This is a genomic window from Magnetospirillum sp. WYHS-4 (assembly GCA_039908345.1).
In the GTDB taxonomy this organism is placed as follows: domain Bacteria; phylum Pseudomonadota; class Alphaproteobacteria; order Rhodospirillales; family GLO-3; genus JAMOBD01.
In genome coordinates this window covers 15,910-36,502 of sequence record JAMOBD010000015.1, presented here as the reverse complement: position 1 = coordinate 36,502, position 20,593 = coordinate 15,910, and the positions used below count along the sequence as shown (strand labels likewise).

The window sequence follows — 20,593 nt, the reverse complement described above, 5'->3', positions numbered from 1 at the left end:
ACGCTAGGCGTTAAGGGGTTTTCCCGATGGGAGTTTTGCCGGCTTTTGCCGTGACGGCGTTCCTGTCAAGGTCGTCAGGATCGAAGGGGATCGCTCCGGCGACTCCTCCCCCCTTCGTCGAACGAAGTCCATCCGGGGATCGTTTCTTCAAAAGGACCCCCCCTCGCGAAGCGAGACCCGGGCGGGGCCGGGGGCTCCTCCTCAAGCCTCCGGCCCACCTTCGTCACTCGTTCTTCCTGAAGCCGTCAGGACTGCGAACAGGCCTTGCCGACACCACGCGGTACGGGAATGCATTGGTTGTCGGGACCGCCGTAGAGACGGTAGAGAGTCTCGATCACCGCCTGCGGAGCGGGGCCGGCCAGGGAATAGAAAATGGATTGGGCGGCGCGGCGGGTCTTGACCAGATCGCTTTGGCGCAGCACGGCCAAGTGCTGGGACAGGGCCGACTGGCTGAGGTGGACCACGTCTTCCAACTCGCCGACCGTCTTTTCCCCGTGCACGAGTTGGCAAAGGATCATCAGCCGGCTTTCGTTGCTCATGGCCTTCAGCAAGTTGCTGGCGGCCAGGGCTTGCCTGGCGAATTCTTCGACATCCATAGGGAAACGGGTCCCCTCCCATTTTTCTAATATTAGGTCTAACTAATACTAGTTCTGATGTCAAGAAATCCCGCGCCGACCGGCGACGAACGACGGGAAGGGGTCAGGGACGGATGAGGCCCAGGGAAACGGCCCGCATCACGGCTTCGACACGGTTCTTGCTGCCCAACTTGTCCTTGGCCTTGGCCAAGTGGTGTTCCACGGTTTTCGTGGTGATGCCGAGCTTCTCGGCGATTTCCTTGGAACGCAGGCCATAGGCGGTCCAGAGCAGGCACTCGGCCTCGCGCGGGGACAGGGAGACCCGCGGACGCGGCGTGCCGAGATTGACGCCGGGCGCCACCTCGGGCGGGCGCGATGCGGACAGCACGGCCTCAATGGCCGGACCGTCGAGGTCCTCGCTTTCCCGGTCCTCCTCGATCCAGGCGCAGAGGCGATCCTCGCTCTCGCGCACCAGACGTTCGCCCAAATGCATTTCGGTGACGTCGATCAGCATCACCACCGCGCCGATGCTGCTGGAATTGGACACCCCGCGGCAGAGCATCTTGAACCAGCGCGGGCACTTGCCCTGGCGACAGGCATAGACGATCTCGAAGCGCTTGCGCTTGCCCGACAGCAGGTCGGCGAGCGCCGCCGAGACCAGCATGCCGTCGGCGCCTTCGTCGATCTGGGCTTGGCGGCAGATGTCGAGGAAGTTCCGGCCCAGCCAGGCGGAAGGCGACTCGCCTTCCCGCGTCAAGCAGAAGTTGCGCCAGGAATCGTTGACATAGGCGATCCGGCCTTCCCCGTCCAGGATGACCACGATGGCACCTCCGGCGGTGGGAGCAACCCCACCGGCCGCCGCGATGTCGCTCAACGGAGTCATGCCGACCATGTCGATGACCTCAATCAACGGCCGCAATGGCGACTTCACGCCACTGACGACCTCCGCGCCTTCCGGCGCCGCCCACACCCCTCGCGTTCCAGGCGGAAGACGCCTCCACGCCAACCGCCCCGGAGGCTTGACCAAGATCAAACCGTCCGCTTCCTGTTTAGGCCGCCCGTCCGCCGCCGTCAACGGCTATGTCGAGAACCGTCACTTGAGAGCCGCGCGCAGGTCGCCGATGGTCTTCTTGTAATCATTGCCCTGGAACACGGCGCTGCCGGCCACCACGGCCGTGGCGCCGGCCTCGACGACGCTTCGGATGGTCTTGACGTTGACCCCGCCATCCACCATCAACTCGATGGGGCGGTTGCCGATCATCTTGCGAATCCGGCGGATCTTCTCCACCTGCGACTCGATGAAGCTCTGGCCGCCGAATCCGGGGTTGACCGACATGACGAGGATCAGGTCCAGGCGGTCCATGACATATTCCAGCACCGTCTCGGGCGTCGAGGGGTTGAGCGAGGCGCCCGCCTTCTTGCCGATGCTCTTGATGAACTGGAGGCTGCGGTCCAGGTGCACGTCCGCCTCGGCATGGACGGTAATCAGGTCGGCGCCGGCCTTGGCGTAGTCCTCCAGGAAAGGCTGGGCCGGATCGATCATGAGATGGACATCGAAGGGCACCTTGGTCCAGGAGCGTATGCACTTGATGACCGGCGGGCCGAAGGTCAGGTTGGGGACGAAGTGGCCGTCCATGACGTCGATGTGGATGTAGTCGGCGCCGGCTTCGTCGACCGCCTTGACTTCCTCGCCCAGGCGGGCGAAGTCGGCGGAAAGAATGCTGGGGGCGATCCTGACGTCCATGGTGTCCTCCGTGCGGCGTGTCCCTGGGTTTGATTTGGATTAGAGTTTTCTAATAGAAAACATGGCTTGGCAAGGGAGAACTGCGGGCCGATGTCGCCATCTGCCTATGGGCGGCCTCTTGTCGCGTTAGCGATTCGGTAATAGATTCAGGGCATCGTCAAGGGCATGGGAGCCTGAGCAACCCGAAGGAGGGGATGGCTGGTCATGGCCTTTCGCTATCGGCTTCCCGGCATGATCGCAGGAACGGCTCTGGGGGCCGCCGTCGGTTTGTCCGGCGTCGCGGCCCAGGAACCGTCTTGCGACGCCCTGGTGGCGGAAGCCCTCAAGGGCGGCGAGATTCCGGCCGTGGTCGTCGACCCGCAAAGCAAGGCGGTGGAACTGCGCACCTCGCGCGGAGCTTGCCGCGAGGCCGCGGGAAAGTGGGCGTCCCGCCGGGTCCAGACTCCAAGCTTGGCGGCTACCGCTCCGCCCGAGCCGGCGGCCCCCGAGACGACGCCCGTCACGGCCGCACAACCGCCGGTTCCTCCGCCCAAGCCACCGCCGCCGCGGTGCGAATTGCGCATCGAAGGCCTTTACGGGGCCACACGGGTGCGGCTGGGCGGCGAGTTGTTCTGGCTGACCCGAGTCTATACCATCGACTACGAGGACGACGGCCGCACCGACAACCTGGGCTTCCGCCTCAAGTCGGCCCAGGGACGCGAGGTGACCCTGCAGTATCTCCCGCAATCGGGGGACGTGGGCGGCAATACCGTTCCGGAGCTTCAGTTGCCCGACGACAGGACCTTGCCGCGCATCTGTTTCGGAGCCATCGATTTGGCCGAACCGGCGACTCCCGACCCGGGCGGCATGTCCGGCATGGTCATCGCGCCCGACTTGGCGGGAGAGGCCCGCGGCCGGGTTGCCGGCGTGACACCGGGAAAGGCCGAAGCCAAGGGCAGGGATGACGGCTCCCTGCTGTGGATCATCCTGGCCGGGGCCAGCGGATTGCTCCTGGGCGCCGCCGCCGTCCTCTGGCTGACGACCCACGGCAAGCACAAGGATTTGGCGGAAGAGGCCGAGAGCGACGAAGAGGCGCCGCCGGCCCGCCATGCCTCGGCGAAGGGTCATCCGCCGGCCCACGGCAGTGCCAAGGAAATTCCCGACGACGATGACGAGGAAGAAGCGGAACCGAAGAAGAAGGGCGGGTTCTCCGGCTTGCTGGCCCGTTTGGGTATCGGCGGCCGCAAGCCCGAGAGCGACGAGGCGGAAGTGGACGAGAGGAAGGAAGACGGGCAACCCCATCCGCGTGGAAAGCCGGCGGCCCGCCCGGCCACCCCTCAGCGGGCCATGCCGGGCCACAAGGCCAAGCCTTCCAAGTAGGTGTTGGTGGCGGTCGCCACCATCAGTATCCCTGGTGGATTGCGCGGCGGCACGGGAATCCGCAACGTGACCTCCAGCCGCGTGACATCCTGCAGCCACCAGGAAACCTCGCATTCGCGGGCGCCGTACAACGGCTCCTCGCGGCAACTGCGGGAAATGGGACGGCCATGGACCTTCACCAGCGGAGCCAGCACCTCGTTCATATCCAGGGTCGGCAGAGTCTCGGTGGACTGGACGCGGTAAGCCTTGCCGCCCCTGGCCGAATCCAGGAAGGAGACCTTGAGGCTGGTTCCCTTGTCGCCGGCGGTGCCGAGCCGCAAGCCGTTGCGCCCACCGGACAGGACCAGCCCGGGATGGTCAAGCCGCACCGTCGCCGGGTCGCTGCCCAGAGCGATGCCTTTCCAGGTGAAGGCCTGACCCGACTGGCGGGCCTCCTGGCCGCGCAGCTTGATCGTCACCGGCGGCGAGGCGAAAAAATGCAACAGCAGGCCGACCAGGGAAAGGATGCTGAGGGAAACCAACACCACCACGACGAAGACCAAGGCGTGCCGACCGACATTGGCCGGGCCGTCGTCGTTCGCTCCTCGGTATCCGGCGCTCATGGATCGCATGGGGACTGGCCCTTTTTTGGCGATGATCCGAACATCATAAGTATAGTATTAACCATGCCTGATATCGACTTAATAATACAAAGATATAATACGATATATATATTCGGTGATTTATATCAAATTGAGAGCGATTTTAATCGATTTCATCAAATCGCCGTGAGGAGGGCCGGATTTGACCCCCATCAAGGCCGGCACCGTGCCGTACGGGCGAGGTGATCCCCATGCGGCGCTTCGTTCATCGCCATCAGGAAGCCATTTCCACCGCGGCTTGGATCAAGGCCGGGGTCGGCAGCCTGTTGGCGCTGGGCTGGATCGGCTGGCTGGGACAGGAAACCGGCTCGCCCTTTCTGATCGGGCCTTTCGGCGCTACCATCGCCTTGCTGTTCGGCCTTCCCGACAGCGCCCTCGCCCAGCCGGCCAACGTGATGGGCGGTTACGTGGTGGCGACCCTGGCCGGACTGCTATTGCAGGCCCTGCTGCCCGGCCATTGGTGGATGGTGGCCATCGCCGTTTCACTGGGTTTGCTGGGTATGGCCGCCTTGCGGGTCCTCCATCCGCCGGCCGGAGCCATTCCCATCCTGGTGGCGTCGGAAAATCCGGACTGGACCTACCTGTTCCTTCCGGTGCTGGCGGGTGCGGCGATGCTGGTCCTGATCGCCGTCGCCGTCCATCGCTGCCCGCCCCGCGGCACCGCCTATCCCCGACCTCTGCCGGAGGCCATCGAGTAGCGGGAGCGCCGCCGCTCTCAGCCCTTCGGCCGCAAATCGCGGACACGCACGGCCTTGCCCTGGGAACGCGGCACCTCGCCGGGACTGAGCACCACCGTGCGGCAGGTGACGCCGACCCGCGACTTGATGTGATGCTCCACGTCCTTGGCGATGGCGGGATAATCCTCCACGCCGACGCCGGCCTTCGCTTCCACCTCGACGGTCATGGTATCCATGATCCCCTCGCGCTGGATGACCAACTGGTAGTGGGGCTCGATCCTCGGGCGGCCGATCAGCACCGCTTCCACCTGCGACGGATAGACGTTGACGCCGCGGATAATCAGCATGTCGTCGTTACGCCCGGTGACGCGCAGGATGCGCAGGTGGGTGCGGCCGCAGACGCAGGCCTCGTCGGTGAGGCGGGTGATGTCGCGGGTCCGGTAGCGAATCATCGGCTGGGCCCATTTGGCCAGCGTGGTGATGACCAACTCGCCCGACTCGCCCATGGGCAGGCGCTGGCCGGACTCCGGATCGATCACCTCGAACAGGAAGCAGTCTTCCCAGCCGTGCAAGCCGGCGCGGGCCTCCAGGCACTCGGCGGCGACGCCCGGTCCGATGATCTCCGACAGGCCGTAGAGGTCCACCGACTTGATCCCCAGGCGCTCGTCCAGTTCCTTGCGCATGGACTCGCTCCAGGGCTCGGCGCCGAAGATGCCGATCTCCAGCTTCGACTTGCGCAGGTCGGCGCCCTCCTTGTCCGCCACCTCGGCCAGGTTGAGCGCATAGGAAGGCGTGGCGCAGAGCACGCGCGAGCCGAAATCCTGGATCAGCACGATCTGGCGTTCGGTGAAGCCGCCCGAGGCCGGAGTCACGGTGCAGCCCAGCCGTTCCGCCCCGTAATGGGCGCCCAGGCCGCCGGTGAACAGGCCATAGCCATAGGCGTTGTGCACCATGTCGCCGGGGCGGGCGCCGGCCGCCGCCATGGAGCGGGCCATCAGGTTGGACCAGGTGTCCAGGTCCTCCCGGGTATACCCGACCACCGTCGGCTTGCCGGTGGTGCCCGACGAGGCATGGACGCGCGCCACCTGATCCTGGGGCACGGCGAACATGCCGAAGGGGTAGTTGTCACGCAGGTCGTCCTTGACCGTGAAGGGAAAGCGGGCGAAGTCGTCGAGGGACTCGATATCCTCCGGCTTCACCCCGGCGGCATCGAACTTCTTCCTGTAGAGGGGCACCTTGGCATAGGCATGGGCGGCGATCTTCTTCAGCTTTTCCAGTTGCAAAGTCGCCAGCTTGTCGCGCGGCATGGTCTCGATCTCGGGCGCGAACATATAGGTCGCCATCGGTCTTCCCCCTCGGCTGCGAGCGTGAGACCGGCGATTATGACCAAGCCGGGCGTCGGTGCAAGAGGCCTTCCCATCCCGCCGGCGGATGCTTAGACTTCAATTTCCATTCGAATCGTTCCAATCAAGGAGCCCCGGAATGTCCGATCCCGTCTACAAATACCATGTGTTCTGTTGCACCACCGCCCGCCCGCCAGGCGTCCCGCATCCGAGTTGCGGCCCGGCCGGTGCCATGGACCTGGCCGCCTATCTGAAGGACAAGGTGAAGGAAGTGGAGTTGGAGGGAGTGCGCATCAATCCCTCATCTTGCCTGGGCATGTGCGACCGCGGACCGGCCCTGGTGGTCTATCCCGAGGGCACCTGGTACTCGGTCAAGACCAAGGAAGACATGGACGAGATATTCGAAACCCACCTGAAGGGCGGCAGGAAGGTCGACCGACTCCTGATGGCGCTTTAGATTCCGCCCCCAGGAATCGCCGTTGCGGCGACATCGCGGCCGGGCTCGTCCCGGCCGCCCGCCGTCCGAGGGACTGCCGGAATGAGTCCCCCGTCACCGCTCGCCCGTCTATCATTTCCCTGGATTTCCAAGAGCCTGGATACCTTCCCTGGTGTCCAGAAGCCCGCCTACCCCCGAAATCTTGTTGCAGCCCGATGACCCTTCGGCTAGATTTAGCGCCACGCACCCGAGCAGACCACGTAATCTAGTGGCCAGGCGAGAATTCGCCGTCAGCGGGTATGAACGCCCACGGATGGGGCGGGCGTTCGGCGAGGTTGGGGTCATTGGATTAACGATAACATTGCGGGGGGCACCGTGCGGATTCAGCGCCTGTTTACTCGGGAAGGGGAATCCCCCTACCAGTCCTTCACGTTCAGGAACGCTTCCAGCGAGATCCGGAATCCGGACGGTTCGGTGGTTTTCCGCCTGGAATCCATGGAAGTGCCGGCCGGCTGGTCGCAAGTGGCCTGCGACGTGCTGGCCCAGAAGTACTTTCGCAAGGCCGGCGTGCCCGCCCGTCTGAAGCGCTATGAGGAACACGACGTCCCGTCCTGGCTGTGGCGCAGCCTGCCCGACGACAAGGCCTTGAAGGAACTGCCGGAAGCCGAGCGCTCGGGCTCCGAGACCACCGCCCGCCAAGTGTTCGACCGCATGGCCGGCACCTGGACCTACTGGGGCTGGAAGGGCGGCTATTTCGACACCGAGTCCGACGCCCAGGCCTATTTCGACGAGATGCGCTTCATGCTCTGCGGACAGATGGGCGCCCCCAATTCGCCGCAGTGGTTCAATACCGGCCTGCATTGGGCCTACGGCATCGACGGGCCGGCCCAGGGCCATTCCTACGTCGACTTCCGCACCGGCAAGCTGGTCAAGTCCCGTTCCGCCTACGAGCATCCCCAGCCGCACGCCTGTTTCATCCAGAGCATCGGTGACGACCTGGTGAACGAGGGCGGCATCATGGATCTTTGGGTCCGCGAGGCGCGGCTGTTCAAGTACGGTTCCGGCACCGGCACCAACTTCTCGTCCCTGCGCGGCGAGAACGAGCCTCTATCGGGCGGCGGCAAGTCGTCGGGCCTGATGAGCTTCCTGAAGATCGGCGACCGCGCGGCGGGTGCCATCAAGTCGGGCGGCACCACGCGCCGGGCCGCCAAGATGGTGATCGTCGACGTCGACCATCCGGACGTCGAGAACTTCATCAACTGGAAGGTCTACGAGGAACAGAAGGTCGCCGCCCTGGTGGCCGGGTCGGCGCTTTCCAACAAGCACCTCAACGCCATCATGGCCGCTTGCGGCGAGATGGCCGGCGACGACCGCTTCGATCCCAAGAAGAACAAGGCGCTGAAAAAGGCCGTCCTGGCCGCGCGCAAGTCGATGATTCCCGAAAACTACGTCCAGCGGGTGATCCATTTCGCCCGCCAGGGCTATACCGCCATCGACTTCCCGGTCTACAACACCGACTGGGATTCCGAGGCCTACCTCACGGTTTCCGGGCAGAATTCCAACAACACGGTGCGCCTGTCCAACGCCTTCCTGGACCGCGTCCAGCAGAACGGCGAGTGGGAACTGACCCGCCGCATCGACCGCAAGGTCGCCAAGAAGCTGCGGGCGCGCGACCTGTGGGACCGCATCGCCTACGCCGCCTGGGCCTGCGCCGACCCCGGCCTGCAGTTCGATACCACGATCAACGAGTGGCACACCTGTCCGGAGTCGGGACGGATCAACGCCTCCAATCCCTGCTCCGAGTACATGTTCCTGGACGACACGGCCTGCAACTTGGCCTCGCTCAACCTGATGACCTTTGCCGGCGAGGACGGGACCTTCAACGCCCAGTCCTTCGCCTACGCGGTCAGGCTTTGGACCATCGCGCTCGAAATCTCGGTGATGATGGCCCAGTTCCCGTCGGCCAAGATCGCCGAGCTGTCCTACCAGTACCGGACGCTGGGCCTGGGTTTCGCCAACATCGGCGGTTATCTCATGGCGGCCGGCATTCCCTACGATTCCGAGGAAGGGCGCGCCATCTGCGCCGCCATCTCGGCCCTGATGACCGGCGAGTCCTACGCCACGTCGGCGGAAATGGCGTCCGAATTGGGTGCCTTTCCCCATTACTGGACCAACCGCGACGCCATGCTGCGGGTGATCCGCAACCATCGCCGCGCCGCCCATGGCGAAAGCGATTCCTACGAGGGCCTGTCGGTGTTACCGGTGCCCCTGGACGCCGAATCCTGCCGCGATGCCAGCCTGACGGCGGCGGCGGCAGCCTCCTGGGACCGTGCCCTGGCTTTGGGCGAGGAACACGGGTTCCGCAACGCCCAGGTCACCGTGCTGGCCCCCACCGGCACCATCGGCCTGGTGATGGACTGCGACACCACCGGCATCGAGCCCGACTACGCCCTGGTCAAGTTCAAGAAGCTGGCCGGCGGCGGCTACTTCAAGATCATCAACCGCATGGTCCCCGAAGCCCTGCGGCGCCTGGGCTATGCCGCCATGCAGGTGGAGGAGATCGTCCGCTACGCGGTCGGCCACGGTACCCTGAAGGGGGCGCCGTCCGTCAGCCATGAGGCGTTGCGCGCCAAGGGCTTCACCCCCGAGGCGATCGCCGCGGTGGAGAAGGGGCTCAAGGACGCCTACGACATCAAGTTCGTCTTCAACAAGTGGACGTTGGGCGAGGAATTCTGCACCGAATCCCTCGGCATGTCGCGCGAGGACCTCGATGACGTCTCCTTCGACATGCTGGGCGCGCTCGGCTTTTCGAAGAAGGAGGTCGACGCCGCCAACACCTACGTCTGCGGCGCCATGACCCTGGAAGGCGCACCTTATCTGAAGAACGAACACCTGCCGGTGTTCGACTGCGCCAATCCCTGCGGCCGCCTGGGCAAGCGCTACCTGTCGGTGGAAAGCCACATCCGCATGATGGCGGCCGCGCAGCCCTTCGTCACGGGGGCCATCTCCAAGACCATCAACATGCCCAACGACGCATCGGTCGAGGACTGCAAGGATGCCTATCTGCTGTCCTGGCGCCTGGGCCTGAAGGCCAACGCCCTCTACCGCGACGGCTCCAAACTGTCGCAGCCGTTGCAGTCCTCCATCCTGGAGGGCGACGAGGAAGACCTGATCCAGGACCTGATCGAGGCCCCGGCCGGCCAGCGCGCCGAGATCCTTGCCCAGCAGGTGGTCGAACGGGTGATCGCGGCGCGCCGCAAGCAGCTTCCCGACCGCCGAAAGGGGTATACCCAGAAAGCGACCGTGGGCGGCCACAAGGTCTATTTGCGCACCGGCGAATACGAAGACGGGCACCTGGGCGAGATCTTCATCGACATGCACAAGGAAGGCGCCGCTTTCCGCAGCCTGATGAACAACTTCGCCATCGCCATTTCCATCGGTCTGCAGTACGGCGTGCCGCTGGAGGAATTCGTCGAGGCCTTCACCTTCACCCGCTTCGAGCCGGCGGGCATGGTGGAAGGCAACGAGACCATCAAGATGGCGACCTCGATCCTGGACTATATCTTCCGCGAACTGGCCGTTTCCTACCTGGGGCGCAACGATCTTGCCCATGTGGAGCCCAACGATCTGGTCTCTCCCGACGCGCTGGGGCGCAGCGAGAGGGAACGGGCGGCCGGCAATCCCAGCATGAACATGCTGGAGGAAGTGGTCGAGCGCATCGCCAGCCAGGGTTTCGTGCGAAGCAAGAAGCTTCTGGTCATCAAGGGCGGCTCGGGCGGCAAGGAGAAGATCGCCCAAGCTGTCGGCGTGGCCACCGCCGCCATGGGTGGCGGCCTGCAGATGGCGGTGGGCGGCGGAGGCCAGCACGTCTCCATTTCGCAAACCGTGGTGGCCAGCACCGACGGTTTCCTGGAGCAGGTGCGCGAAGCGCGCATGAAGGGCTACGAGGGCGATCCCTGCGGCGAATGCGGAAACTTCACCCTGGTGCGCAACGGCACCTGCCTGAAGTGCGTGACCTGCGGGTCGACCAGCGGTTGTTCCTGAAGGCGTGGTTCCTCCCAAGGCAAGACTGGGGCGGCTCCGGCCGCCCCTTTTTCTTGGGAGGAAGAAGGGATGCCCACCAAAACGCATCCGGCCCCTCGCGAGGGAGGGGCCGGGTTGGGAAAGCCGTCCGAAGCCGCAAGGTCAGATATAGTATTCCTTCGGCGCGGCGAAGCCGTTGAACGACGAGGCCGCGTAGACCGTGGTATAGGCCCCGGTCGCCAGCAGTTGCACCGCATCGCCCGTCTTCAGGTCGAGCGGCAGGGTGTAGGGCGTCTTTTCGTAGAGGATGTCGGCGCCATCGCAGGTGGGGCCCGCGATCACCACCGGGCCCTCGCGCCCGCCGTCGTGGGGCGTGCGGAAGCCGTACTTGATGGCCTCGTCCATGGTTTCGGCCAAGCCCCCGAACTTGCCCACGTCCAGGTAGATCCAGCGGGCCTCGTCGGGCGCGTTGGACTTGCGCGAGATCAACACCACCTCGGCATGGACCACCCCGGCCTCGGCGACGATGCCGCGGCCCGGTTCCATGATCATCTCGGGAATATTGTTGCCGAAGTGGCGGCGCATGGCCTGCATGATCGAGTCCGAGTAGGCGTCCAGCGGCGGCAGCCTGTCGTCGCGATAACGGGCCGGGAAGCCGCCCCCGATGTTCAGCATGCGCAGTTCCACCCCTTGCTCGCGCAGGTCGGTGAAGACCATGGCCGCACGGCCGATGGCGCCTTCCCACTGTTGGGGGTTGGTTTGCTGCGACCCGACATGGAACGACAGGCCGTAGGGGTCGAGCCCGAGGTCGCGGGCCTGAAGCATCAGATCGCGGGCCATGTCCAGCGAGCAGCCGAACTTGCGCGATAGCGGCCAGTCGGCACCGGCGTTTTCCACCAGGATGCGACAGTAGACCTTGGAACCCGGCGCCAACTCGGCCAGCTTCTTCAGTTCGTCCTCGCTGTCGAAGGCGAACAGGCGCACACCCAGTTCATGGGCCCGCGCGATGTCGCGCCGCTTCTTCACCGTGTGGCCGTAGGAGATGTCATCGGCCTTGGCCCCCGAGGCCAGACACATCTCGATCTCTTCCGCCCCGGCCGCATCGAAGCAGGAGCCGAGACCCACCAGGGTCTCCAGCACCGGCTGCGCCGGATTGGCCTTGACGGCGTAGTAGATGCGCACGCCCGGCAGGGCGCGGGCGAGGTTCTTGTACTTGGCGGCGACCACGTCCAGGTCGACGATCAGGCAGGGGGTCTCTGGACGTCGGTCGGCGATAAAACGTTCGATCTTCGGAGTCATCCCAGCGATGTCCCATACAAGCGGTTAGGGAAAGGAACCGCGCCCCGGAGGGCAGCTTGTACAGCGGCGGCTTGGTTAGGCCGCCCTCAGACTGGAATGGGGATTTTTGCGCCCGAGAATACAGATGTAGGCAAGCCGTTGGCGCGCCACCAAGTCGCGGGCGCGGGCCCCCATCCGGGCTTCCCCTCGGCTGATATCGGACGGCGACGCGCCGCGCAGCAGACTGACCATACCACCCTCCCATCGGGCAAACCGGCCGGATCGGGCCGGACCACTCCAACAGGACGCTTGGGCGTCGTTGCCTGGCCATCTGGCCTCATGGCTCGTGCGCTTGGCGTCGTAACGGCCCTTATACGGCATCCCGACGAAATGAAAAGAGAAAAATCGCGTCAACGGACCCGACCCGCCCCCGTCCGGCGGAAGGCCAACCGGAGGCGCCGCAGATCCATGCGCCCCCCCTTGGTTTCCAGGACGTAGCGGCCGGGCGGATAGTCGAGGACGAGAGTCCCGGTCGCCCCCCATCCGGCGGCCAGATCGACGAAGTTCCGGCCCTCGCCCGCCAGCCATTCGGCCAGAAGGTCTTCGGCACTTCGCCGATTCCCGTCCGACATCCGGAGGAAGAGCCGCGCCCGCTCCTTCTCCGCCCCGTAAAGGTCCTCGGCCTCGGGCGTCAGTTCCAAAAGATCGCTGTCCGGATGATGAAAATCGATCCGCATGCCGACGTGCTGCCAGGTTCTCGATTCCGCCATGCCCGATCTCCCGGTCCCCCGTTGGATCTTCCGCCCTTGACTATCGTTCGCGGGGGACGACCGACGCAACCCCGGTCCGGAACCGGAAGGCACCCTTTGCCCTTGGACAGGGGGCGGAGTATTCTCCGGACGCGGAGGACAGGGGGCAATCATGCGCGGCGGAGTGATCGGACTTGTGATCGGTGCGGTAATCGGCATCGTGGTCGGCGTTACCGTGGTGGCGCCTCGCAGCCTCCAACGACAACCCGAGCCGGCCGGCAAGGAAGCCGCCGCCCCCAGAACGGAACCGCCGGTCGAATTCGCCGCCAAGTCGGAGCCGCCCCCGCCCGCCAAGCCGGGGGCCGTCCAGTGGCGCCTGGCCAGCGCCTACGCCACCGCCCTGCCGCAACTGGGCCCGTTGGTCCAACGTCTGGACAAGAATCTCTGGCGCGTTTCCGACGGAACCTTCGGCATCAAGTTCCACGAGCCGGGCGTCCTGGTGGGCTCGGAAGAGATGTTCGATGCCGTCGCAACCGGTAAGGTGGATGCGGTTTTCGCCTCGCCCTCCCAGTGGAGCGCCCGCATTCCCGCCCTGCAGATCTTCGGCGGCGTTCCCTTCGGGCCGGACGGGCCCGAACTCCTGGCTTGGTACGAGTTCGGCGGGGGGCGGCAGTTCCATCAGGATGCCTACGCCAAGCACAATCTCTTCGCCCTACCCTGCGGCATCACCGGAGCCGAGGGGGGCGGCTGGACCCGACGTCAGATAAGGTCCTTGGCCGACCTTCAGGGCTTGCGCCTGGCGGCCGTCGGCCTACCGGCCAGGGTCCTGGCCCGCGTGGGCGCCGACCCGAAGCCCCTGCGCGGCGCCGACATCTTCGCCGCGCTCGATTCCAGCGAATTGGACGGGGTGGGCTTTTCGACGCCGGCCATCGACGCCAAGGCTGGGTTCCGCCGACAGCTCCGGCATTATCACTTCCCCGCCTGGCACCGACCGGCGGGGTTCCATGACTTGGCGATCAACCTGGATCGCTGGAAGGCCCTTTCCGCCACGCAGAGGCTACAGGTCGAAACGGTTTGCGGCGATAACCTGCGCTTCGGGCTGGCCGAAGGGGAAGCCGCGCAGTTTCCGGCCCTGAAGGAAATGCAAGCCAAGAACGTCAAGCTGCACCACTGGCCGGCCGAGGTTCTGGGCGCGTTGCGCAAGGCTTGGAAGCAAGTGGCAACGGAGGAAACCGGGGCCGACCCCCTGTTCCACGAAACTTGGCAGTCGCTCGACGAATTCCGCGAGGACCATGCCATCTGGCGGGAATTGGGCTACCTGGCGCCGGAGTGATACGGAATCCGACTGATCGGTTCAGCCGGAGATGGCATGATCGCCCATCAGGCAGCCTTGTCCAACGTATCGTGGGGAAGGGTTCCCATCTTGGCCAGAAGGTATTCCAGATCCGAGGCCTCGAAAGTCACCCCCAGGTCGCCGTACTGGGTGAGGATGCGCTCGATCATGCGGCGCGAATAGCGCTCGCGGTCGTTCTCGCCGCCATCCATGCGAATCTCGCGCGCCACGTCGATGGCGGCACGCACCGCCGGCAGGAAGGTGGGGGGCAGCCCGCTCCGGTCGAAGATCGCCTTCAGTCCCAGACGGCCCGAATCGTGGAGCAACTGGCGCACGTTGACCAAAGGCAGACGGACCAGTTCGGCCATCGCGGCCTCGAAAAATCGCAAATCGCCCATGCAGAGCGCGCGCAGCACCAGGGAAGGCGTCAGGCGGCCGTTCTCCCGGATCTGGCGGACCATGCGCTCGACGTCACCCTGGTCGGATTCGGTGGATAGCGTCACGGTGGCCCGCTCGCGAGTCTGCAACAGCAAGTCCGAAGCCAGGTCGGCCGGCATATCCTGCTTGGCGATGAGTTGTTCGCGCATCTTTTCGGAGACCACGGCGACCAAGCGTTCGATGACGGTCACCGGCAGCCTGGACCGGTTGACCATGGCGGCCTGTACCATTTCCCGGTCGCCAAGGGTGGAAATCACCGTTTGCAGCGATTGTTCGGTGATCGACGCGCCCTGGTTCGCCACCAAGGTGGAAACCACCCTCTCGTCGCGGCTCTCGACGAGGGCGCCGGAAACGGTCTCCGAAATGTGGGCACGGGTGGCGATGGCTACCTGGGCGATGATCTCCCGGTCTTTGATGATCTCGATCAGGTCGTCGTCGGTCAGCACGTCCGAAAACTGCAACACCGGCAAGGCCACCGAAGCCACGTCGCGGGCCAACGCCAGGGCCACATCGTGCGGCATGGCCGGATTCTGCTTGAGATTCTGGGCCAGGGCCTCGCGGACGCGCACCTCGGCGTCGCGCACCAGCAGGCGGAAGATTTCCTCCGCCAGGGCCCGCTCGGACGGACTCAGCCGACCGGAACCGAAGTCGGTAGCGATTTTCGCCGCGGTCTCGGCCCGATTCGCTCCGGACGGATTGGAGAGGAGCTTTCTGACATCCTCTTCCGACAACGTCGCCCGCGTCATCGCATTCCTTCCCTCGCTCCCAGAAGGGGGCGGTCCACTCCAAGAATGGCAATATAGCCTTGATGACTCCTCAAGACCATAGCGACGTTGCGGGCAACTTTTCGTGCCCGTCATCCGCCACTCTGCGGCCACATTCCTTTTCCACTCTCGGGGAGTTGCATGGGGACGCGTAAAGCCTTAATAATGCGCCCCACTCTGTCCTGAGAGCCTTCGGCTTACCTTACCCGGTTTGAGGAGAAACGAAATATGAAGAAGCTTGGTTTCCTGGCCGTCGCCGCCGCCCTGACGCTTGTCGGCGGTTCCGCCTTCGCGGGCGACGCCGCCAACGGCGAAAAGGTGTTCAAGAAGTGCCTGGCCTGCCATTCCATCGACAAGGACGGCAAGAACAAGGTCGGCCCGAAGCTGTTCGGCGTCATGGGCCGCGCGGCCGGCACCGTCGAAGGTTTCAAGTACGGCGCGGGCGTCAGCGGCGCCGCGGCCAAGATCGGCGCCTGGGATGCCGCCAAGGTCGACGAGTACCTGGCCGATCCGACCGCCTACCTGAAGAAGGTCTCCGGCGACGCCAACGCCAAGAGCAACATGGCGTTCAAGCTGCCGGACGCCAAGGAGCGCGGCGACGTCGCCGCCTACCTGGCGACCCAGAAGTAAGGCCTCTTTTCCGCCTTTTTCGACGACGCCCCGTCGCCTCCCGCGGCGGGGCGTCCGCTTTTCCGGCTCGCCATCCGCGGCCCGGCGCGGTTAGGATGGCACCGCCACATCGCTTCAACCGGACACGGGCCGCAGCACCATGGATCTCAAGGACCACATTCGCTCCATCCCCGACTTTCCCAAGCCGGGCATCCTTTTCTACGACGTCTCCACCCTGCTCGCCCACGAGGACGCCTGGCAGGTGGCCATGGGCCGCATGGCCAAGGCGGTGCGCGCCTGGCATCCCGACATCCTGGCCGGCATCGAATCCCGCGGCTTCCTGGTGGCGGCGCCGCTGGCGCTCAAGCTCGGCTGCGGCTTCGTGATGATCCGCAAGAAGGGCAAGCTGCCCGGCGAGACCGTCCGCCACACCTACGACCTGGAATACGGGAGCGACACCATCGAGGTCCAGAAGGACGCCATCAAGCCCGGCCAGCGCGTCGTGGTCCTGGATGACCTGCTGGCGACCGGCGGCACCCTGGCGGCATCGATCAAGCTGCTGCGCGAGGTGGGCGGCAACGTCACCGGGGCGGCCTCGATCATCGAACTGGCCTTCCTGAACGGCCGCGCCAAACTGGACGTGCCCTTCGCTTCCCTGATGTCCTACGACGAATAACCCAAGGCCAGCCGCGCCACCTTCTTCATCAGGGTCGGCAAGGCATGGTCCGACAAGCGATCGGGCGGGCACCACAGCCCGCCCGGTTCCGTTCGGGCCGGAACTTGGGCGGCCAGCACCGTCAGGTCCAGGTGGAAGTGAGTGAAAGTGTGGCGCAGCCGCCCATGGACTTCCCGCCAGTCCGCGGGCAAGGGGGCGGCGGCGCGAGCGGCGGCGATGGTCCAGGGCTCTTCCCGCCACTCGCCGGTGGGGAATCCGGCCATGCCGCCCAGCAATCCTTCGGGCGGACGCCGTTGCACCAATACCGCGCCGTCCCCGGCCCGTACCATCCAATAGACCACGCCGTGACGGGTCGGCTTGGGCTTGCGGGGGGACCGGGCCGGATATGATTCCGGATTGCCCTCCGCCCGCGCTTTGCAGGCCTTGCACCAAGGACAGGCATCGCAATCCGGAGAGCGGGGTCGGCAGACCGTGGCCCCCAGGTCCATCAGGGCCTGGGCGAAATCGCCCGGCCGGTCGGCCGGCACCAGGGCACGAGCAAGCGCCTCGACGGCTGCCGACGCGACCAGCCGGCCGATCACCCGCTTGACGTTGCCGTCGATGGCCGCGGCCGCACGCCCAAAGGCGATGGCGGCGATGGCCCCCGCAGTGTAGGTCCCGACGCCGGGCAGCCGCCGCAGCTCCTCCTCGGTATCGGGAAAACGGCCGCCCGCCGCCGCCACTTCCCGGGCGCAGCGATGCAGATGGCGGCCCCGGGCGTAGTAGCCCAAGCCCTGCCAGGCATGCAGGACATCGTCCAGAGGCGCGGCGGCCAGGGCCTCGACGGTCGGCCAGCGCCTCAGGAAGGCCTCGTAGTAGGGGCCGACGGTGGCCACCGTGGTCTGCTGGAGCATGATTTCGGACAGCCAAACCCGATAGGGATCGGGAGTCTCGCCGGGCAGGGCGCGCCAAGGCAGGCGCCGACGATGGCGGTCGTACCAGGCGAGCAAGGCGGAGGTGAGTTGCCGGGGCGTCATGGGGCGCGTAGCATAGGGCCATGAGCAAGGATGGCCAATCCCGACGCCATGGCGGCCCCCGTGCCTTGGGCGAGGCGGTCCTGCGCGTCGCTCGCCCTTTGTTCCGCGAGCGCGGAATGTCCGACGGCGCCGTCGCCGCCGACTGGCCGCAAATCGTCGGGCCGGAGCTGGCCCGCCATACCTTGCCGGAACGCATCTCCTATCCACCCCACGACGGCACCGGCGGGACCTTGACGCTACGTATCGATTCCGGAAGCTTCGCCACCGAGTTGCAGCACCTGCTGCCGCTGCTGATCGAGAGGATCAACGGCTACTTCGGCTACCGGGCGGTGGGCCGGGTGAAGCTGCTGCAGGGTCCCCTGCCTTCCCGCCCCGTCCCGCCCCGCCCGCCCGTTCTCCGCCCTTTGGAACCGGAGGAGGAGGAAGCCCTCGCCCGCAGCATCGCCGGCATTGCCGATCCCGAATTGCGAGCCAGCCTGGAAAAGCTGGGACGTGCCATTCTGGGACGCCCTGCCTCATAAATCTGGTAGCGAGGGCGCGGCGGATACGCTAGATTCCGGGGCACGTGGCGAGGGAGACTCCCATGCGAAAAGCTTTGCAGGCAAGTCTGGCGGCGATCGTGGCTTTGGGCTTGGCCGCTTGCGAGACCAACGGAACGGCGCGCGGCGGCCTGTTCGGGGGCTGCGACACCGGGACGGCGCGCGGAATCGAAGCGGAGGTCTGGGAGAAGGCCGACGTCGCCGCCATCCGCATCCGCCAAGGCAATTTCTCGCCCATGGTCGTCCATGCAGCGAAAGGGCGGCCGACCATTCTGCGGATCGTCAATGGCGACGACGAATTCCATACCTTCAAGGCCCCCGAGTTCTTCCGCAACATCTCCATCGCCAAGGTGACCCGCGGCACCGACGAGGATGGACCGGGCTGCCACAGCCTGCTGACCATCCCGGCCCAGAGGACGGTGGAAATTCATTTCGTTCCCCTGAACGACGGCCACTACGAATTCCAGGACGACTTGATCCCCCTGGTCTTCTCGGGCGGGAGCGTCGGAATCGTCAACGTGCGTTGATCCCTGCCTTCCCTCGGGTATAGAATTCGGGATCGAACGAGGGGGAAGCCGTTTTCGCGTAGGAGAATGTCGATGCACAAGGGTCTGACTTTGGCCGCCTTGGTTGCCGCGTCCGTCGTAACCGGCGCTTGCAGCGGTCCTTACCTGGAACTGCTTGTCACCCACGGCTGGACCGTGGATGGCGATTTCGAACGCGCGCGCGCGGCGAAGGCGCCCGAAGGCTCGTTCAACGAACATCTGCGGGTCAAGTACTTGGCCCTGGCCGATCTTGAGCGCGCCGAATACGACTGGATGGATGCCGCCTACTTCGCCCGCAACGCCGGCCGGGCCGGCAAGGGCGAATTGGTGCTGCCCGCCCTTCCGGTCGACGACGCCTTCTGGGAACCCAATCCGGCCGTGCCCGAGCTGACCAAGGCGCGGGGGGAACTGCTGTCGGCATTGAATGGCGGCGGCCGCGAGAAATTCCCCGACTTGGCTTCCACCGCCCAGACCATGTTCGACTGCTGGGTTCAGGAGCAGGAGGAAAACTGGCAGTTCGACGAGATCGCGGCCTGCCGGAAGGGCTTCGAGGATGCGATGGCCGCCATGCGCAAGCCGGCCGAGCCGCCGAAGAAGGCGGCCGAGCCCGTCGAGCCGCCGGCCCAGGACTATTTGGTGTTCTTCGATTTCGACAAGGCCAACGTCCGCGAGGATGCGGCGAGCATCCTGGACAAGATGATGAAGGCCCGCGAGGCCCTCGGCCTCAAGGCCATGGCCCTGATCGGCCACGCCGACCGGGCGGGCGCCGACGCCTACAACCAGAGGCTCTCGGAACGCCGCGCGGCTTCGATCAAGAACTGGCTGACCGCCAAGGGCGTTCCTGCCGCCAACATGACCACCGTCGGCAAGGGTGAGGCCGATCCGCGGGTCAAGACTCCGGACGGCGTGCGCGAACAGGAAAACCGCCGCGTGGAAATCCATCTCAAGTAAGGATTTTTCGGCCGTGTGCGAATGGAACCGGGAGGCCGCAGGGTCTCCCGGTTTTTCTTTATGCCGACACCTCGGCGATGGCGCGGTTGAAGGCCTTGACGGCGGCGGCGGGGCCGTCCGGATGATTCCAGACCCCGGCCACCGCGGCCAGGAAGTCGGCGCCGGCCGCCACCAAGGGCCGACAATTCTCCACCGTGATGCCCCCGATGGCGACGCAAGGCACCACCATCATCGAACTCCACCATTCGAGGATTTCGGGCTCGGCCCGATGCTTCGGCACCTTGGTGCCGGTGGGGTGGAAGGCGCCGAAGGCCACGTAGTCGGCGCCGGCTTCGGCCGCCTCCATGGCCAGATGGCGCGAATCGTGGCAGGTGACGCCGACGATGGCGTCGGCCCCCATGACGCGCCTCGCCTCGCGGCAAGCGGTGTCCTCCTGGCCGACATGGACTCCGTCGCATCCCGTGGCCTTGGCCAAGTCGGGCCGGTCGTTGAGCAGGAACGCGACATCGCGCCCCTGCGCCACCGGCCGCAGGCGATCCACCGCGCGACGCACCACGTCGTCCGGCGCGTCCTTCAGCCGCAACTGCAGGCAAGCCACGTCTCCCGCATCCAGCGCCGCCGCCAGCACCGGCGCGAAGGCCCCCGGATCGAGGGTCGGCGGAGTGATCAGGTAGAGGCGGCAGGCGGGGTGGGTCATATCGCTTGGGGGAAGTGGAGGAGGACCGTCTCGGTTGTTCGGACGGCTTGGCGGCGAAGTCAAGGCGTCTTCCTGCTGCCGATCATGGCGCTAAAATCCCATCGATGTAAAACCCTTCTTGTTGCCGTTCAGCCGCGGAGCCGTCCGGCCGTCTACGTGCCCGTCGACCGACATAACCTTGACGTCGGCGCGCCGGGCCC

General features: G+C 65.6%; 21 protein-coding genes. 10 read left to right on the top strand and 11 right to left on the bottom strand.

Annotation, left to right across the window (positions count from 1 at the left end; translation table 11 throughout):
- Window positions 1-245: 245 nt before the first annotated feature.
- The 3 genes from H7841_06655 to rpe form a co-directional block, all read right to left on the bottom strand.
- On the bottom strand, window positions 246-596 hold the full coding sequence (locus tag H7841_06655) for a metalloregulator ArsR/SmtB family transcription factor (protein MEO5336558.1): 351 nt from the start codon (window positions 594-596) through the stop codon (window positions 246-248).
- Window positions 597-699: 103 nt separating this feature from the next.
- Window positions 700-1,506: a LuxR C-terminal-related transcriptional regulator gene (locus H7841_06650; GenBank protein ID MEO5336557.1), complete on the bottom strand. Its 807-nt coding sequence runs from the start codon at window positions 1,504-1,506 to the stop codon at window positions 700-702.
- A 162-nt stretch (window positions 1,507-1,668) separates the two neighbouring features.
- Entirely contained in the window at window positions 1,669-2,319 is a 651-nt protein-coding gene (gene rpe, locus H7841_06645) for a ribulose-phosphate 3-epimerase (GenBank protein MEO5336556.1), read from the bottom strand.
- Between the two features lie 204 nt (window positions 2,320-2,523).
- Here rpe and H7841_06640 point away from each other — a divergent pair, with 204 nt between their 5' ends.
- Complete coding sequence (locus tag H7841_06640) at window positions 2,524-3,678, top strand: hypothetical protein (GenBank protein MEO5336555.1); 1,155 nt, start codon at window positions 2,524-2,526, stop codon at window positions 3,676-3,678.
- Here H7841_06640 and H7841_06635 read toward each other — a convergent pair.
- Complete coding sequence (locus tag H7841_06635; protein MEO5336554.1) at window positions 3,636-4,289, bottom strand: hypothetical protein; 654 nt, start codon at window positions 4,287-4,289, stop codon at window positions 3,636-3,638. The two genes, H7841_06640 and H7841_06635, sit on opposite strands and share 43 nt — an antisense overlap.
- Before the next feature lie 221 nt (window positions 4,290-4,510).
- Here H7841_06635 and H7841_06630 point away from each other — a divergent pair, with 221 nt between their 5' ends.
- On the top strand, window positions 4,511-5,017 hold the full coding sequence (locus H7841_06630) for an HPP family protein (GenBank protein MEO5336553.1): 507 nt from the start codon (window positions 4,511-4,513) through the stop codon (window positions 5,015-5,017).
- Between the two features lie 17 nt (window positions 5,018-5,034).
- Here H7841_06630 and H7841_06625 read toward each other — a convergent pair whose 3' ends face one another.
- Window positions 5,035-6,339 carry a phenylacetate--CoA ligase gene (locus tag H7841_06625; protein MEO5336552.1) on the bottom strand — a complete coding sequence of 435 codons (1,305 nt, stop codon included), beginning with the start codon at window positions 6,337-6,339 and terminating at the stop codon, window positions 5,035-5,037.
- Between the two features lie 139 nt (window positions 6,340-6,478).
- On the opposite strand from H7841_06625, the gene H7841_06620 reads away from it, so the two are divergent.
- A complete protein-coding gene (locus H7841_06620) occupies window positions 6,479-6,796 on the top strand; it encodes a (2Fe-2S) ferredoxin domain-containing protein (GenBank protein ID MEO5336551.1) in 318 nt (105 codons plus the stop codon).
- A gap of 354 nt (window positions 6,797-7,150) precedes the next feature.
- On the top strand, window positions 7,151-10,819 hold the full coding sequence (locus H7841_06615; GenBank protein ID MEO5336550.1) for a vitamin B12-dependent ribonucleotide reductase: 3,669 nt from the start codon (window positions 7,151-7,153) through the stop codon (window positions 10,817-10,819).
- A 141-nt stretch (window positions 10,820-10,960) separates the two neighbouring features.
- On the opposite strand, the gene H7841_06610 is transcribed toward H7841_06615, so the two are convergent.
- The 3 genes from H7841_06610 to H7841_06600 all read right to left on the bottom strand — a co-directional run bounded on the left by H7841_06610 (window position 10,961) and on the right by H7841_06600 (window position 12,846).
- A complete protein-coding gene (locus tag H7841_06610; GenBank protein MEO5336549.1) occupies window positions 10,961-12,106 on the bottom strand; it encodes a type III PLP-dependent enzyme in 1,146 nt (381 codons plus the stop codon).
- A gap of 66 nt (window positions 12,107-12,172) precedes the next feature.
- The gene (locus H7841_06605) at window positions 12,173-12,328 is read right to left on the bottom strand and encodes a hypothetical protein (GenBank protein MEO5336548.1); all 156 of its coding nucleotides are present in this window, start codon (window positions 12,326-12,328) and stop codon (window positions 12,173-12,175) included.
- Window positions 12,329-12,486: 158 nt separating this feature from the next.
- Window positions 12,487-12,846, bottom strand: coding sequence for a hypothetical protein (locus tag H7841_06600; GenBank protein MEO5336547.1), 360 nt, complete (start codon window positions 12,844-12,846; stop codon window positions 12,487-12,489).
- A 151-nt stretch (window positions 12,847-12,997) separates the two neighbouring features.
- Between H7841_06600 and H7841_06595 the strand changes: the two genes are divergently transcribed.
- Entirely contained in the window at window positions 12,998-14,158 is a 1,161-nt protein-coding gene (locus tag H7841_06595; protein ID MEO5336546.1) for a TRAP transporter substrate-binding protein, read from the top strand.
- 47 nt (window positions 14,159-14,205) lie between these two features.
- On the opposite strand, the gene H7841_06590 is transcribed toward H7841_06595, so the two are convergent.
- Window positions 14,206-15,342 carry a DUF2336 domain-containing protein gene (locus tag H7841_06590; protein MEO5336545.1) on the bottom strand — a complete coding sequence of 379 codons (1,137 nt, stop codon included), beginning with the start codon at window positions 15,340-15,342 and terminating at the stop codon, window positions 14,206-14,208.
- A gap of 246 nt (window positions 15,343-15,588) precedes the next feature.
- Between H7841_06590 and H7841_06585 the strand changes: the two genes are divergently transcribed.
- On the top strand, window positions 15,589-15,990 hold the full coding sequence (locus H7841_06585) for a c-type cytochrome (protein ID MEO5336544.1): 402 nt from the start codon (window positions 15,589-15,591) through the stop codon (window positions 15,988-15,990).
- 139 nt (window positions 15,991-16,129) lie between these two features.
- Window positions 16,130-16,645 (top strand): adenine phosphoribosyltransferase, encoded by a 516-nt coding sequence (locus H7841_06580; protein MEO5336543.1) that lies wholly within the window; start codon window positions 16,130-16,132, stop codon window positions 16,643-16,645.
- Here the strand turns inward: H7841_06580 and mutY are convergent.
- Window positions 16,633-17,661: an A/G-specific adenine glycosylase gene (gene mutY / locus H7841_06575; protein MEO5336542.1), complete on the bottom strand. Its 1,029-nt coding sequence runs from the start codon at window positions 17,659-17,661 to the stop codon at window positions 16,633-16,635. The two genes, H7841_06580 and mutY, sit on opposite strands and share 13 nt — an antisense overlap.
- Window positions 17,662-17,681: 20 nt before the next feature.
- Between mutY and H7841_06570 the strand changes: the two genes are divergently transcribed.
- The 3 genes from H7841_06570 (at window position 17,682) to H7841_06560 (ending at window position 19,696) form a co-directional block, all read left to right on the top strand.
- Window positions 17,682-18,182 (top strand): DUF721 domain-containing protein, encoded by a 501-nt coding sequence (locus tag H7841_06570; protein MEO5336541.1) that lies wholly within the window; start codon window positions 17,682-17,684, stop codon window positions 18,180-18,182.
- Window positions 18,183-18,244: 62 nt separating this feature from the next.
- Complete coding sequence (locus H7841_06565) at window positions 18,245-18,727, top strand: cupredoxin domain-containing protein (protein ID MEO5336540.1); 483 nt, start codon at window positions 18,245-18,247, stop codon at window positions 18,725-18,727.
- Window positions 18,728-18,799: 72 nt separating this feature from the next.
- Window positions 18,800-19,696 carry an OmpA family protein gene (locus H7841_06560; GenBank protein MEO5336539.1) on the top strand — a complete coding sequence of 299 codons (897 nt, stop codon included), beginning with the start codon at window positions 18,800-18,802 and terminating at the stop codon, window positions 19,694-19,696.
- Between the two features lie 58 nt (window positions 19,697-19,754).
- Here the strand turns inward: H7841_06560 and thiE are convergent, their stop codons facing one another.
- Entirely contained in the window at window positions 19,755-20,393 is a 639-nt protein-coding gene (gene thiE / locus H7841_06555; GenBank protein ID MEO5336538.1) for a thiamine phosphate synthase, read from the bottom strand.
- Between the last annotated feature and the right edge of the window lie 200 nt (window positions 20,394-20,593).